The 14,359-nt window shown below is 68.8% G+C and carries 10 protein-coding genes; 4 read left to right on the top strand and 6 right to left on the bottom strand.

Annotation, left to right across the window (positions count from 1 at the left end; translation table 11 throughout):
- Nucleotides 1-64: 64 nt before the first annotated feature.
- Nucleotides 65-1,447: a sigma-54 interaction domain-containing protein gene (locus CUJ89_RS09785; RefSeq protein ID WP_114177156.1), complete on the top strand. Its 1,383-nt coding sequence runs from the start codon at nucleotides 65-67 to the stop codon at nucleotides 1,445-1,447.
- A 234-nt stretch (nucleotides 1,448-1,681) separates the two neighbouring features.
- On the opposite strand, the gene CUJ89_RS09775 is transcribed toward CUJ89_RS09785, so the two are convergent.
- The 4 genes from CUJ89_RS09775 to CUJ89_RS09760 all read right to left on the bottom strand — a co-directional run bounded on the left by CUJ89_RS09775 (nucleotide 1,682) and on the right by CUJ89_RS09760 (nucleotide 8,663).
- Complete coding sequence (locus tag CUJ89_RS09775) at nucleotides 1,682-2,710, bottom strand: MerR family transcriptional regulator (protein WP_114177155.1); 1,029 nt, start codon at nucleotides 2,708-2,710, stop codon at nucleotides 1,682-1,684.
- 120 nt (nucleotides 2,711-2,830) lie between these two features.
- The gene (locus CUJ89_RS09770; protein WP_114177154.1) at nucleotides 2,831-4,405 is read right to left on the bottom strand and encodes an efflux transporter outer membrane subunit; all 1,575 of its coding nucleotides are present in this window, start codon (nucleotides 4,403-4,405) and stop codon (nucleotides 2,831-2,833) included.
- A gap of 2 nt (nucleotides 4,406-4,407) precedes the next feature.
- Nucleotides 4,408-7,557, bottom strand: coding sequence for an efflux RND transporter permease subunit (locus CUJ89_RS09765; RefSeq protein WP_114177153.1), 3,150 nt, complete (start codon nucleotides 7,555-7,557; stop codon nucleotides 4,408-4,410).
- Nucleotides 7,554-8,663, bottom strand: a complete 1,110-nt coding sequence (locus tag CUJ89_RS09760; RefSeq protein WP_114177152.1) for an efflux RND transporter periplasmic adaptor subunit — start codon at nucleotides 8,661-8,663, stop codon at nucleotides 7,554-7,556. The genes CUJ89_RS09765 and CUJ89_RS09760 overlap by 4 nt, the downstream gene beginning before the upstream one ends.
- Nucleotides 8,664-8,843: 180 nt before the next feature.
- Here CUJ89_RS09760 and CUJ89_RS09755 point away from each other — a divergent pair, with 180 nt between their 5' ends.
- A complete protein-coding gene (locus CUJ89_RS09755) occupies nucleotides 8,844-9,464 on the top strand; it encodes a TetR/AcrR family transcriptional regulator (protein ID WP_114177151.1) in 621 nt (206 codons plus the stop codon).
- Between the two features lie 45 nt (nucleotides 9,465-9,509).
- Here CUJ89_RS09755 and CUJ89_RS09750 read toward each other — a convergent pair whose 3' ends face one another.
- On the bottom strand, nucleotides 9,510-11,243 hold the full coding sequence (locus CUJ89_RS09750; protein WP_201752305.1) for a ClcB-like voltage-gated chloride channel protein: 1,734 nt from the start codon (nucleotides 11,241-11,243) through the stop codon (nucleotides 9,510-9,512).
- Nucleotides 11,244-11,346: 103 nt separating this feature from the next.
- On the bottom strand, nucleotides 11,347-12,414 hold the full coding sequence (locus CUJ89_RS09740) for a YeiH family protein (RefSeq protein ID WP_114177148.1): 1,068 nt from the start codon (nucleotides 12,412-12,414) through the stop codon (nucleotides 11,347-11,349).
- Nucleotides 12,415-12,526: 112 nt separating this feature from the next.
- Here CUJ89_RS09740 and CUJ89_RS09735 point away from each other — a divergent pair, with 112 nt between their 5' ends.
- Together CUJ89_RS09735 and CUJ89_RS09730 are read left to right on the top strand one after the other, a co-directional pair.
- On the top strand, nucleotides 12,527-13,420 hold the full coding sequence (locus CUJ89_RS09735; protein WP_114177147.1) for a LysR family transcriptional regulator: 894 nt from the start codon (nucleotides 12,527-12,529) through the stop codon (nucleotides 13,418-13,420).
- 161 nt (nucleotides 13,421-13,581) lie between these two features.
- The gene (locus tag CUJ89_RS09730; RefSeq protein ID WP_114177146.1) at nucleotides 13,582-14,346 is read left to right on the top strand and encodes a sugar phosphate isomerase/epimerase; all 765 of its coding nucleotides are present in this window, start codon (nucleotides 13,582-13,584) and stop codon (nucleotides 14,344-14,346) included.
- The last annotated feature ends 13 nt before the right edge of the window (nucleotides 14,347-14,359 follow it).

Below are 14,359 nucleotides of genomic sequence, written 5' to 3'. Positions count from 1 at the left end.
TGTCGTGGCAGAATTGGCGGTCAGCCTGGCAGTCCGTCCGGCAGAATCGCCACCGAGCCTCCGCATGAATCCGCACGACACCATCCCGATCGTTCCCGCGCCGCACCATGACGTCATGCCCGACGTGCGCGCGCTGGTCGCATATCTCGAGCAGGACCCGCAGCCGATGATCGTTGTCGATCCCGACTACCGCATCCTCGCGGCGAACGATGCGTACCGGCGCCAGTTCGGCGTGGCGGGCGTCGAGCACGTGGGCCGGCACTGCTTCCAGGTCTCGCATCACTATGACGTGCCGTGCGACCAGGCCGGCGAGCATTGCCCGATGAAGCAGGCGCTCGAATCGCGCGGGCTGAACCGCGTGCTGCACATCCACCACACGCCGCGCGGCCCCGAGCATGTCGACGTCGAGCTGCGGCCGATCTTCGATGCGGACGGCAACGTGATCGCGTACGTCGAGCGGCTGACGACGGTGCGCAGCGCGTCCGCGCAGCCGAGCGCGGAAGGGCTCGTCGGCGGTGCCGACGCGTTCAACGCGGCGCTCGGCGCGCTGCAGCGCGTCGCGCCGTCGACGCTGCCCGTGCTGCTGCTCGGCGAATCGGGCACCGGCAAGGAACTGTTCGCGCGAGCGCTGCACGAGGCGAGCGACCGCGCGATGGGGCCGTTCGTCGTCGTCGATTGCTCGGGGATCGCCGAGACGCTGTTCGAGAGCGAACTGTTCGGTTACGAGAAAGGCGCGTTCACGGGCGCGAACCAGCGCAAGCCGGGCCTCGTGGAGACCGCGCAGGGCGGCACGCTGTTTCTCGACGAGATCGGCGACGTGCCGCTGCCGATGCAGGTGAAGCTGCTGCGGCTGATCGAATCGGGCACGTTCCGGCGCGTTGGCGGCGTCGAAGCGCTGCGCGCGGATTTCCGGCTCGTCGCGGCGACGCACAAGCCGTTGCGCGAGATGATCGACGACGGCCGGTTCCGGCAGGACCTCTACTACCGGATCAACGCGTTTCCGATTCCGTTGCCGGCGCTGCGCGAACGGCGCGGCGACGTCGCGCTGCTGGCCGAATCGATCCTGCGGCGGATCGCGAACGCGCGCGCCAACGCGGGCGATGCGCGCGCGCGGCCGTTCGTGCTGACAGAACGCGCGCGTGCGTGCCTCGATGCGTATGCGTGGCCGGGCAATATCCGCGAGCTGCGCAACGTGCTCGAACGCGCGTGCCTGTTCGCGGATGACGGGACGATCCGGGTCGAGCACCTGCCGGCCGAGCTGGTCGCCGCATCGGCGGCGCCGCAGGACCGTGCGGCGGAGGCGCGCGGCGTGTCGGACGCGGAGCTCGTGCGCATGGCGCGCACGTTCGACGGCACGCGCAAGGCGCTCGCCGAGCAGGTCGGGATGAGCGAGCGGACGTTGTACCGGCGGATGAAGGCGCTCGGGCTCGGCGTGCGCGACCGGTAAGCGGGCGCGTTGCGCGCGGCTGGCAGCGGCAGGCGGCATTGCCGATAATGGCGCGTTCGGTCCCAACCCCGTCGCCGATGAAGAGTCGCTTCCTTCCGCCTTGCCTGTTGCTCGCAGCTGCTGCGCTGACCCACCCGGCACAGGCCGCCGATTGCACGTGGACTGATGCGGTGGGCGCGCGGCCCGTGGCAGGTGGCATGCTGCCTGCACACGGACCGCGCGCGCTCGATTCGATCAGTGCGCAGGCGCAAGCCGCGCCATCGCCTCGCGCATGAAACCGAGCAGCGTGTCGTCGATCCATGCGTCCTTCGTCAGCACCGGCTCGGTCGTCATCGCCTTGCGGAATTTCGCATGCGTGGCCGGATCGTCGCCCGCATAGCCGCGGAACAGGTCGAGCCAGCGTTGCGCGAGTGCGAGGCCTTCCGGCGACTCGGGACGCTTGCCGGCCTCGACTGCATCGCGTACGTCGGCCATCAACTGCGGCCACTCCATCGCGCGCTCGCCGTAGTGCGCTCGCATGAAACGGATCTCGTCCGGCTCCAGATACTTCTCGAAGATCCGCATCTTCGTTTCGGCAACGGCTTGCAGCACATAGTCGCGCAACGCGGTCGTAACGCCGATCTGCGCCTGCATCGACGGCTCGCGCTCGTGCATCAGGTTCAGCTTCGCCAGCAGCCGCGGGTCGTTGTTCGTGTCGCGCACGAGCAGCGCCATCCAGCGGTCGGCGAGCGCTCGCACGCGCTCGTCCTCGGGCGGCACGCCCGCGTCGTGCAGTGCGCGCACGTCGCCGACGAGCGCGATCCATTCCGCGTCGCCCGTCTGGCTCTTGCGGTACATCGGCATGCGCGCGAGTTCTTCCTCTGAGAAATATTTGTCGTACACGGTCATCAACTCCAGTGTGGTAAGCCAATCGGCCAGTTCCGGCTCCGTGCCCTCGGCGAGCTGCGCATGCAGATGCACGAGCCGCTCGCGTAGCTGCGCGGTTTGCGCGAGCTGACGGTCGAGCAGCGCGATCTGTTTCGCGACGAGATCGACGAGCGGGGTGCCGGGCTGGTTCAGGTAGTCGCCGATTTCGGCGAGCGACAGTCCGAAGCGACGCAGGGCCTGGATCTGGTGAAGCCGGGCGATGTCGTTGCGGTCGTACAGCCGGTAGCCGTTGTCGGCGCGCGCCGAAGGCGTCAGCAGACCGATCGCGTGATAGTGATGAAGCGTGCGGACGGTCAGCCCGCTGCGTTTCGCCAGTTCTCCCACTTTCAGTCGCATTCGTTCCTCCGTTCGGTACGCACACTGGAGTCTCGAACGTTACGCTACGTGAGGGTCAAGCGGAAGATCGGAACTCGGACGCGCAGGGTTGCCCCGCGCGCGCCCGATCGAAAGGCCGGCTTATTGCGGCGAAGGCGGGGTGTCGGGCGTGGCGGCGCGCGCTTGCCTGCCGGTTGCGCTGTCGCCGGCCGCGTTGCCGGTCGTGCCGGCCTTGCCGGATTGGTCGGCCTTGTCGGCCGGCGGCGTGCCCATCGCCTGGTAAAGCCGAGCGGTATCCGCGAACCGCGCGCCGGTCGCGCGAATCTCGTCGAGCCGCGCGTTGCGGTATTGCAACTCGCTGGCGCGCGCGGCCGACGGCGGCAGCGCGCCGAGCCGCACGCGGGCGGCCGCGTCGTCGTACGCGCCGCGCGCGGAAAGCGCGGCGCGGGACGACGCGTCGAGCGCCTCCGCATCGTGCTCGAGTGCCGCGAGCGAGTCGGCGACGTTCTGGAACGCGCCGAGCACGGCTTGCTTGTACTGGTCGACCGCGGCCTCGTAGGTCGCTTTTGCCGCGCGGCGTTGCGCGAGCAGCGCGCCGCCATGGAAGATCGGCTGGCTGAGCGACGCGCCGACATTCCAGATCGCGCCGGCGCCCGACAGCATCGTCGGCCAGCTGAAGCCGCCTTTGCCCATCGCCGCCGACAGCGACAGCTGCGGGAACATTTGCGCGGTCGCGACGCCGACTTCGGCCGCGGCCGCCTTCAGCCCCGCGTCGGCCGCCTGGATATCCGGGCGGCTCTGCAGCAGGTCCGACGGCACGACCACCGGCACCTGCTCGGGCAGGTGCAGATCGGCGAGCGTGAGATCGGCCGGCGGCCGGTCGGGCGTGCGGCCGACCAGCACCGCGAGCGCATGGCGCGCCGAGTCGCGCTGCTGGCGCAGCGCCGGCAGGCTCGCCTCGAACGTGTCGGCGCTTTGTCGCGCGTTCAGCGCGTCGCTGCGCGACGCCGAGCCGAGTGCGTAGCGTCGCTCCGCGTCGTGTGCCTGGTCGTTCGCGAGCGCGACGAGCCGCTCGGTCGTATTGATCTGCGCATTGAGCACCGACACCGTGATCGACGCGGTGACAATGTTCGCGGCCAGCGCGCGCCGCGCGGATTCGAGCTGGAATGCGCTGACGTCGACACGTTTCGCGAGCGCGCGGTTCGCGAAACGCGACGCGCCGAACAGGTCTAGCGTGTAGCTCGCCTGCAGTTGCCCGACGAACGTGTCGTACAGCAGCGTCGGCGCGCCGAGCGCTGGAATCGGCACGCCGAGCGCGCGCTGGCGCGTGGCCTGGCCGGTCGCGTCGATCGACGGCAGCATCGAACTGCCGATTTGCCCGCGCAGCTGTTCGCGCGCGGCGTCCAGCGAATGCGACGCCGCACCGAGCGTCGGGCTGTTGCGCAGCCCTTCGTCGACGAGCGCATTCAGCGCATCGGAGCGGTACTGTTTCCACCAGTCGGGCACGGGCTGCGCGCCGACTTCGAACTGCTGCGCGACGCCTTGCGCGGACACGGTCTGCTGCACTTGCGGCGTGGCGCCGTAGTGCGCGGGCGACGGCATCGCGGGCGGCTCGCCGCTCGGCGCGAACCATGCGCAGCCGGCGAGCGGGCCGGCGAGGCTTGCGACGGCGAGCGCGCGCGCGGCTTTCGTTTTCAGGTTCATCGGTACATTCATGATCAGGCTCCCGACGGCGCGGCCGGCGTGCTGCCGCCATGCGGCGGGTCGTCCTGCGGGTCGCGTTCGTCGCGCTTCACGCGGAACCACGTCGCGTACAGCGCGGGCAGGTAGAACAGCGTCAGCACGGTTGCGCTCGTGATGCCGCCCATCAGCGCGGTCGCCATCGGCCCGAAGAAGTTCGAGCGCAGCAGCGGGATCAGCGCGAGCACGGCGGCCGCGGCCGTCAGCGTGATCGGGCGGAAACGCCGCACGGTCGCGCCGATGATCGCGTCGACGCGGCCGTGGCCGACTGCGATGTCCTGCTCGATCTGGTCGACGAGGATCACCGAGTTGCGCATGATGATGCCGAACATCGCGATCACGCCGAGCATCGCGACGAAGCCGAACGGCTGGCCGAACAGCAGCAGCGTGGCGACCACGCCGATCAGCCCGAGCGGCGCGGTCAGCACCACCATCAGCACGCGCGAGAAGCTCTGCAGCTGGATCATCAGCAGCGTGAACACGGCGATCGCCATCAGCGGCATCTGCGCATTGATCGAATTCTGCGCTTTCGCGCTTTCCTCGACCGAGCCGCCGATGTTGATCTGATAGCCGACCGGCAACTGCGCGCGCAGCGCGTTCAGCTGCGCGTCGAGCGCATGCGTGACGTCGATGCCCTGCGCGCCGGCGCGCACGTCCGACTGCACGGTGATCGTCGGCTGGCGGTCGCGTTCCCACACGACGCCGTATTCGAGCGTCGGCTTGAAGCGGCCGAGCGAGCCGAGCGGCACCGGGCCGTTCGGCGTCGGCAGCGCGAGGCCGGCAAGCTTCGCGGGGTCGACGCGGTCGGCTTGCGGCGCGCGCAGGTCGACTGCGATCAGCTTGTCGCGTTCGCGGTACTGCGTGACGGTCGTGCCGGACAGCGTCATCGCGAGGAAGCTCGACACGTCCTGCGACGTGACGTTCAGTTCGCGCGCCTTCTTCTGGTCGATCTCGAAACGCACCGAGCGCTCGGCCGGTTCGTCCCAGTCGAACTGCACGTTCACCGCGCGGCTGTCGCCGCGCATCGTTGCCGCGACCTTCTCGGCGATCGAGCGGACCGTCGCGATGCTGTCGCCGCTCACGCGGAACTGCACCGGATAGCCGACCGGCGGGCCGTTCTCGAGTCGCGACAGCCGCCAGCGCGCGGCCGGGAACTGGTCGCGCAGCGTGGTTTCGAGCCAGGTCGCGAGCTTTTCGCGATCCTTGACCGACTTCGCGGTGATCACGAACTGCGCGAAGTTCGGCAGTTGCAGCTGCTGGTCGAGCGGCAGGTAGAAGCGCGGTGCGCCGCTGCCGACGAAGTTCACCGAATGATCGATCTCGGGGCGCTTGTCGATCACCTTCTCGAGGCGTTCCGTCTCGCGCAGCGTCGCCGCGAACGACGCGCCCTCGGGCAGCCGCAGGTCGACCAGCAGCTCGGGCCGGTCGGAGCTCGGGAAGAACTGCTGCGGCACCAGCGAGAAGCCCATCAGCGACACGACGAAGAGGGCGCCCGTGATCAGCAGCACGACGAAGCGCCGCTCGATGCACCAGTCGATCCAGCCGCGCAGCCGCCGGTAGAAGCGCGTGTCGTAGATGTCGTGCTCGTGGTCGTCGGGCAGGTGTGCTTCGTGTGCGTGCCGCTTGCGCTCGGGCAGCATGTGGAAGCCCAGCAGCGGGATCAGCACGACGGCCGCGAACCACGATGCGATCAGCGCGATCGCCGACACCTCGAAGATCGAGCGCGTGTATTCGCCGGTGCTCGATTTCGCGAGTGCGATCGGCAGGAAGCCCGACACGGTGACGAGCGTGCCCGTCAGCATCGGGAACGCTGTGCTGGTGTATGCGAACGCGGCGGCGCGCGCGCGGCTGTAGCCCTGTTCGAGCTTCACCGCCATCATCTCGACCGCGATGATCGCGTCGTCGACGAGCAGCCCGAGCGCGAGCACGAGCGTGCCGAGCGACACCTTGTGCAGCCCGATGTCGAACAGGTACATGAAGAGGGCCGTCACCGCGAGCACGACGGGAATCGAGATCACGACGACCATCCCGGTGCGCAGTCCGAGCGACACGAGGCTCACGACCAGCACGATCGCGATAGCTTCGGCGACGGCTTCGAGGAAGTCGTCGACCGAATGCGCGACCGCGTGCGGCATGCTCGACACCAGGGTCAGCTTGAGGCCGGCCGGCAGTTGCGCCTGCAGGTCCTTCGATTCGGCGTCGAGCGCCTTGCCGAGCCGGATCACGTCGCCGCCCGGCTGCATCGTGACGCCGATGCCGAGCACGGCCTTCCCGTTGCTCCGCATTTGCGTGACGGTCGGATCGTCGTAGCCGCGCTTGACCGTTGCGAGATCGCCGAGCCGGAACGTGCGGCCGTTGATGCGGATCAGCGTATCGGCGATCGCGTTGACGTTGTCGAACTGGCCGCTCGGCCGCACGAACACGCGATCGTCGGCGGTCGTCAGCACGCCGGCCGACGAAATGTCGTTCTGCGCGTTGATCGCCTGCCCGAGCTGTTGCGGCGAGATGCCGAGGCGCGTGAGCTGCGCGTTATTGACCTCGATGAAGATCCGCTGGTCGGGGTCGCCGAAATAGTCGACCTTGCCGACGCCCGGCACGCGCAGCAGCACGGTGCGCAACTGGTCCGCGTAGTCGTGGAGCTGCGCGGGCGTGAAGCCGTCGCCTTCGAGCGTCCAGATGTTGGTGTAGACGTCGCCGAATTCGTCGTTGAAGAACGGGCCCTGCACGCCGGGCGGCAGCGTATAGCCGATGTCGCCGACCTTCTTGCGGATCTGGTACCAGGTCTCGGGCACGTCCTTCACGGGCGCCGAATCCTTCATCGTGAAGAAGATCAGCGATTCGCCGGGGCGCGAATAGCTGCGCAGGAAATCGATGGCCGGCGTTTCCTGCAGCTTGCGGCCGATCCGGTCGGTCACCTGTTCCTGCACCTGCCGCGCGGTCGCGCCGGGCCAGAACGTGCGGATCACCATCACGCGGAACGTGAACGGCGGGTCTTCGGACTGCGCGAGGCGCGTGTACGCGAGGATGCCGGCGAGCGTCGCGAGCGCGATCAGGTAGACGACGAGTGCCTGGTGGCGCAGCGCCCACGCCGACAGGTTGAACCGGCCTTCTTCGTGGGAGGCGCTCACGATGCGAAGTCCTCCGGATGCAGCGGCGCGATCGGGCGTACCTTCTCGCCCGCGCTGACCGTATGCACACCCTGCAGCACGACGCGCTCGCCCGGCTGCAGCCCGTGCGACACGGTAACCGTGCGCTCGTTGAAGCGCGCGACGTCGACGCGGCGCAATTCGAGCGTGTCGTCCTTTGCGCGCACGACCCACACGGCCGGTTGCGCGCCGTCGTGGAACAGCGCGGTCGCGGGCAGCGTGATCGGCTGCGCGTCGCCGTTGGCCGGCGCGCCGTCGAACGCGACGCTGGCGGTCATCCCGAGCCGGATCGACGGATCGGGCGCGGCGAGCGTGAGCTTGACGCGATACGTGCGGCTTTGCGGATCGGCGGCCGGCGCGATTTCGCGCACCTTCGCGGCGAACTGGCGATCCGGCAGCGACGGCAGCGTAACGGTCGCCGCGTGGCCGGGTGCGAGCGACGCGAGCGCGGCCTCGGGCACGTCGCTGACGACGTCGACGTCGCCGGACCACGCGAGTTGGTAGACGGCCTGGCCGGCCGACACGTTCTGGCCGGTGTCGGCCTGTTCGGCGGTGATGGTGCCGGCGTGATCGGCGACGAGCGTCGCGTAGCGGAGCTGGTTCTTCGCGAGTGCGAGCTGCTGCTGCGCCTGGTCGCGTTGCGCGAGCGCCGACGTGTAGCTGTTCCCGGTCTGTTCGAGCTGCGCGGTCGCGATCAGGTTTTCGCGCGCCTGCGCGCGATCGCGGTCGAGCTGCTGCTTCGCGAACGCGAGGCTGTGCGTTGCGGCATCCAGCTGCGCCTGCGCGCTCGCGGCGTTTTTCTCGACGTCGGACGGATCGAGCAGCGCGACGACCTGGCCGACCTTGACGGTATCGCCGAGGCGCACCTTGCGCTCGATGATCTTGCCCGCGATGCGGAACGACAGCGGTGTCGCGTAGCGCGGCTGGATTTCGCCGGGCAGCGTGCGCGCGGCCGCGGCGGTGTCGGCATGAGCGGGCAGCGCGACGACCGGGCGCGGCACGGGCGGTGCGGATTCTTTCGGATGACAGGCGGCAAGGACAAGCGCGGCGCCGATCAGCAGCGCGACGCGGAAACCGGAGCGATTCACGAAACCCCCAGGTGAGGTGAAGCGGAACAAAGCCGGCAAGCGCGGCAGGCGCTTGCCCCAAGCGGCGCCGGCACGGGCGCGCGGACAAACATATTTCGGAAACTGTGGCGGATTCTAATACATACCTGTATCTGAATGCAAAGATGAATCCGAAAGGGGAATGGTGCTAGACTGCGCGCCATGAAACCTCAGCGCTTAACTCGCGAGCAGAGCAGGGACCAGACGCGCGAACGTCTGCTGAATGCCGCGCACCGCATTTTTCTGAAGAAAGGCTATGTTGCCGCGAGCGTCGAGGACGTCGCGGCGGCGGCCGGCTATACGCGTGGCGCGTTCTACTCGAATTTCCGCAGCAAGTCGGAACTGTTGCTGGAGTTGCTGGAGCGCAACCATGCATCGGTACAGGCCGATTTCGAGGCGATCTTCGACGAGGGCGGGTCGCGCGAGCAGATGGAGTCGATGACGCTCGCGCACTACCGGACGCTGTTCCTCGACGACGAATTCTCGCTGCTGTGGGGCGAGGCGAAGCTGCAGGCCGCGCGCGACGCGAAATTCCGCGTGCGCTTCAACCAGTTCCTGCACGGCAAGCGCCTGCAGATGGCCGAATTCATCCAGCGCTTCGCCGAGCGGTCGGGCACGCCGCTGCTGTTGCCGGCCGAGACGCTCGCGTTCGGGCTGATGTGCCTGTGCGACGGCGTGCAGTCGTACTACACGGCCGATCCGCAGCACGTGCCGGCCGAGGTGGCCGAAGCGGTGCTTGCGGGGTTCTTCGCGCGGGTCGTGCTGGGGCGCGCGCCGGACTGAGCGGGGAAGGTGGTTCGCGGGAGGCGCGCCCGCCTGCGGCGCGCGTCAGTGGTCGCCGGTCATCCGCCGATACGCGTCGAGCAGCGACGTCTTGTAGACGACGCCCGCGAGCGTCGGCTCGGCTTCGCTTTCGATCACCGGCAGCCGCTCGCCCTGGAACGCCATGAAGCGTTCGAGCGCGGTGGCGAGCGGCATGTCGGGCGTGAGGAGCGGAAACGGCGTATGCGCGTAGTGCGCGGCCGTCTTGTCGGTCGTGTCGCGCCTGTCGAGCAGGTCCGACGTAATGTCCTTCAGCGCGACCGCGCCGCGGAAGCGCCCGGCGGCGTCGGTCACGTACAGGTACTTCACCGGATATTCGAGAAACACGCGGGTCATGTCGGCGACGCTCGCCGTGAGCGGCACGACCGTCTGCGCGGGCTGGATCAGCTCGCGCATCTGCGTGGTGCGCAGCCGCAGCCGTTCCTGCGCGTCTTGGTGGTGGCGCAGCGTGATCTCGTACATCGACGTCGTGCCCGTCGCGCGTGCGACGAAATACGCGAACACGCACGACACCAGCAGCGGCAGCACGACCTGGTAGCTCAGCGTCATCTCGAAGATCATCAGGATCGCCATCAGCGGCGCCTGCGTAGCGCCCGCCATGAACGCGCCCATCCCGACGATCGCGTACGCGAAATAGGCCGACGTATGGCCGGGCCACAGTGCTTCCATCGCAAGCCCGAACAGCGAACCGAACACGGCGCCGACGAACAGCGTCGGCGTGAAGACGCCGCCGATCGCGCCCGAGCCGGCCGTCGCGGCGGTCGCGACCACCTTGAACACGAGCACCGCGACGAGCGCCTGCCAGGTCCAGGGTGAATGGAGGATGTGGTTCACCACGCTGTAGCCGTTGCCCCATACGTCCGGAATCCACACCGAGATCACGCCGACGACGAGGCCGCCGATCGCCAGCCGCACGGGCAGCGGCACGGGCAGCCGCTTGAACTGGTTCTTCGACGCGTCGAGCAGGTGCAGGAACTGCGGCGCGAGCACGCCGCACAGCGCGCCGAGTGCAACGAACAGCAGCACCTCGGGGCCCGTGACGGCCGGAAACACCGGCATCTCGTACGGCGGCCGGTAGCCGGCGAATTCGCGCATCACGATGTTCGCGACGACCGACGCGACGACCATCGGCCCGAAGCTCTCCATCGCGATCGTGCCGAGCACGATTTCCGACACGAAGAATGCGCCGGCGATCGGCGCGTTGTACGCGGACGTGATGCCGGCCGCGGCGCCGCAGGCGACCAGCAGGCGCAGGCGCGGCGGGTCGAAGTGCACGAAGCGGCCGACGAGCGAGGCGGCGAGCGCCGCGAGCTGCACCATCGGGCCTTCGCGGCCGATCGAGCCGCCGCTGCCGATCGTCAGCAGCGACGACACGCTGCGCCACAGGCTCTGCCGCACCGGCACGATGCCGTTGCCGAGCGCGACGGCTTCCATGTAGTCGGTCTTGCCGGATTTCCTGTCGCCGCGCGTCGCGAGGAGCAGCACGCAGCCGGCGAGGAAACCGCCCGCGGCCGGCATCCAGAACCGCACGTACCACGGCAGGCTCTTCGCCATCTGGACGAAGCTGCCGCTGCGCCCGGAGATCAGGTGCTGCATCAGGTCGATGCCTTCGCGGAACGCCATGGTCGCGAAGGCGCCGCCGACGCCGACGATCGCCGACCAGATCAGCATCGTGTGGGCGTCCGACAGGCGGAACAGCGTTTGGGCGCGGGTGCGCAGCTTCAGCAGGAACGAGAGCACGGCTGCAAAAGGGCGATGGAAAACGACGCGAAGCATAGCATTGCGCCGCGCCCGCGGGACCTTCCCGTCGGGCGCGGCGCGCGAAGCGTTGCGGACATGCGGCTCAGCCAAGCCAGTGCTGCACGGTCCAGGTGATCCCGTAGCCGCCGGCGATCAGCCACACGTACAGGATCAGGCCGGTCATCAGCGCACGGGGGCCGGCTGCGCGGATCTGCGACACGCGCGTCTCGATGCCGAGCGCGGTCATCGCCATCGTCAGCGCAAAGGTGTCGAGCACGTTCAGCGTGTGCGTGACGTCGGCGGGCAGCACGTTCAGCGAATTGACGATCACGAAGCCGAGGAAGCCGAGCGCGAACCAGGGCACCGCCACCTTGCGCTTGCCTTGCGCGCCGCCGGCCGTGGCGCGGGCCGAGCGGGCGAGCCACCAGCCGAGCACGAGCAGCACGGGGACAAGCAGCATCACGCGCGTCATCTTGACGATCGTCGCGACGTGCGCGACCTGCGGGCTGATGTCGCTGGCCGCGCCAACCACCTGCGCGACCTCGTGGATCGTGCCGCCGAAGAACAGGCCGAGGCCGGCCGGATCGAGGTTCAGCAGCCCGGCGTGATACGCGATCGGGTACAGGAACATCGACAGCGTGCCGAACAGCACGACGCTGCCCACGGCCATCGCGCTCTGGTGCGGCTTCGACTGCAGCGTCGACTCGAACGCGAGCACGGCGGCCGCGCCGCAGATCGCGCTGCCGGCCGCGGTCAGCAGCGCCGCGTCGCGATCGAGCTTCATCAGCTTCATGCCGGCCCAGGTGCCGATCACGAGCGTGCTGACGACGACCAGCACCGATACCGTCAGGCCCGGCAGCCCGACCTGCGCGATTTCCTGCAGGCTCACGCGCAACCCGAAGAACGCGACTGCGATGCGCAGCAGCTTGCGCGCGGAGAAATTGACGCCGGCCGCCCAGCTGGCCGGCATGCCGTCGCGCAACGCGTTGCCGTACAGCGCACCGGCGACGATGCCGACGATCAGCGGCGACAGGCCGAGGCCCGCGATCGCGGGGAGCTGGGACAGGCTCGTGACGGCGGCGGCGAACAGCGCGACGAACAGCACGCCGTTCAACTGGCCGCGCATCGACGGCGCGGTGTGGCTGAGATGGGGAGTCGGGGCAGTGGACATGGAAGCACCGTGATGGAGCGTGTTGCGATGCTGTAATCCTAATTTTGTTATATCGATATGAAAAATTGTGATTAGTGACGTAAACTATCCGGAAAGCCGATAATTTCTCCCCATGACCCCGGATCAACTGATAACGTTCGCCGCCGTCGCCGAACACCTGAACATCAGCCACGCCGCCGTGGCGCTGCATCTGTCGCAGCCGGCCGTGTCGGGCCAGTTGCGGCTGTTGCAGGACGAATTCGGCGAGCCGCTGTACCAGCGCGACGGCCGCGGCATCCGCCTGACGCCGGTCGGCGAACAGCTCGCGCAGTACGCGAAGGCGCAACGCGACACGTTTGCGCAGGCGCGCGCGTTTCGCGACGCGGTGCGCGGCCTCGAGGCCGGCACGCTGCGCATCGGCGCGAGCACGACGCCCGCGAGCTACCTGCTGCCGTACCTGATCGCGGCGTTCCAGCCGCGCGCGCCGCGCGTGACGATCCATACGATGAGCGGCAATACGGCCGACGTGGTCGCGGCGCTGGCGTCGCTCGACGTCGCGATGATCGAAGGGCCGCCGGGCGAGGCGCTGCCGCCCGGCACGGCCGTGCATCCGTGGCACGAGGACGAGATCGTCGCGATCGTGCCGACCGGCCATCCGCTCGCGGCGCCCGGCTACGATGCGGGTGTGACGCTCGCCGCGCTCGCCGCGCATCCGCTCGTGCTGCGCGAAGAGGGCTCCGGCGTGCGGCAACTCGTCGAGCGTGCGTTCGCGCATGGCGGCGCGCCGATGCGCGTCGCGTTCGAGATCGCGGGCGTCGAAGCCGTGAAGGAGGCCGTGCGCGCCGGGATGGGCGTCGGGTTCGTGTCCGCGATGTCGCTGCGTCATCAGGATGCGGCGCTCGTGCCGCGTTCGCTCGCGCCCGCGCCGCTCACGCGGCATTTCTCCATCCTCGTGCCGCACGGAGGCGCACCATCGCGGGTCGCCGCGCAATTCCTCGAAACGAGTCTCGCGCACGACATTCCATAAGCGGCCCAAGCCGGCCCGGGAACGCGCGATGCACGCCGTCGGGCGCGCATTCGCGTGGCGTCCGGTCTTAGGGATTTTCTCTATGGCGTGGGTCTGAAGCGAAGCGCACCATCCGTCTCAAGTTGATGGAACCGGTTCCATTCCGGTAAAAAAAGGGCAAAATGACAGACATCGTGATCGTGGCGAGCGCATTCGGAATCAACCGCGTGCGACAAGAGGGCCACCGCGCATTCATCGCGACTGCGGCGGCATCCGGTGCGACCGGTTTCGAGGTGCGGCGCGAACTGTTCGCGTCGGACGACGACGCGGCGCCCGGCGCGCTGGCCGCGCTCGGCGCACAACTGGCCGGCCACGGGCTGTGGTCGGTCTATTCGACGCCGGCTACGCTGTACACGGAAACGGGCGCGCTCGATGCGGACGCATTGCGCGCCGCGCTCGCGGAAGCCGACGCGCTCGGCGCGCGCTTCGTGAAATTCCAGCTCGGCGGCTTCGCAGGCGACGCACATGCAGCCGACATCGTCGCGCTGTCGCGCGGCGCGCGTGCTCGCGTGGTGGTCGAGAACGGCCAGCTTCCGGTCGGCGGCGCGCTCTCGCAGTTCCGCGGGCTGTTCGATGCGCTGGCCGCGGCGGGCCTGCCCGATGCGCTCGGGATGACGTTCGACATCGGCAACTGGCAGTGGCCGGGCGAAGCGCCGCTCGATTGCGCGCAGGTGCTCGCGCCGCATGTGGAATACATTCATTGCAAGGCAGTCGTTGGCGAGGGCGCGCGCCGTTTCGCCACCGCGCCGGCGCCGAACGATTCGCTCATGACCGGTGTGCTCGCGGCGCTGCCGCAGCATGCGCCGCGCGGCATCGAGTTTCCGTTCGACGCAGCCGACCTGGCTGGCGATGCATGCCGGCGCGTCGCATGGCTCGCAACCGCGTGACGGCGGAAGGATC

Source organism: Burkholderia pyrrocinia (assembly GCF_003330765.1).
GTDB lineage: Bacteria > Pseudomonadota > Gammaproteobacteria > Burkholderiales > Burkholderiaceae > Burkholderia > Burkholderia pyrrocinia_B.
Note: the sequence above shows the minus strand (reverse complement) of the source record. Positions and strands in the feature narration are given on the sequence as shown.

Coding starts and splice junctions, on each gene's coding strand:
- CUJ89_RS09770 (WP_114177154.1), bottom strand. CDS start 4,405: ATGAATGTACCGATGAACCTGAAAACGAAAGCCGCGCGCGCGCTCGCC.
- CUJ89_RS09785 (WP_114177156.1), top strand. CDS start 65: ATGAATCCGCACGACACCATCCCGATCGTTCCCGCGCCGCACCATGAC.
- CUJ89_RS09775 (WP_114177155.1), bottom strand. CDS start 2,710: ATGCGACTGAAAGTGGGAGAACTGGCGAAACGCAGCGGGCTGACCGTC.
- CUJ89_RS09730 (WP_114177146.1), top strand. CDS start 13,582: ATGACAGACATCGTGATCGTGGCGAGCGCATTCGGAATCAACCGCGTG.
- CUJ89_RS09755 (WP_114177151.1), top strand. CDS start 8,844: ATGAAACCTCAGCGCTTAACTCGCGAGCAGAGCAGGGACCAGACGCGC.
- CUJ89_RS09735 (WP_114177147.1), top strand. CDS start 12,527: ATGACCCCGGATCAACTGATAACGTTCGCCGCCGTCGCCGAACACCTG.
- CUJ89_RS09740 (WP_114177148.1), bottom strand. CDS start 12,414: ATGTCCACTGCCCCGACTCCCCATCTCAGCCACACCGCGCCGTCGATG.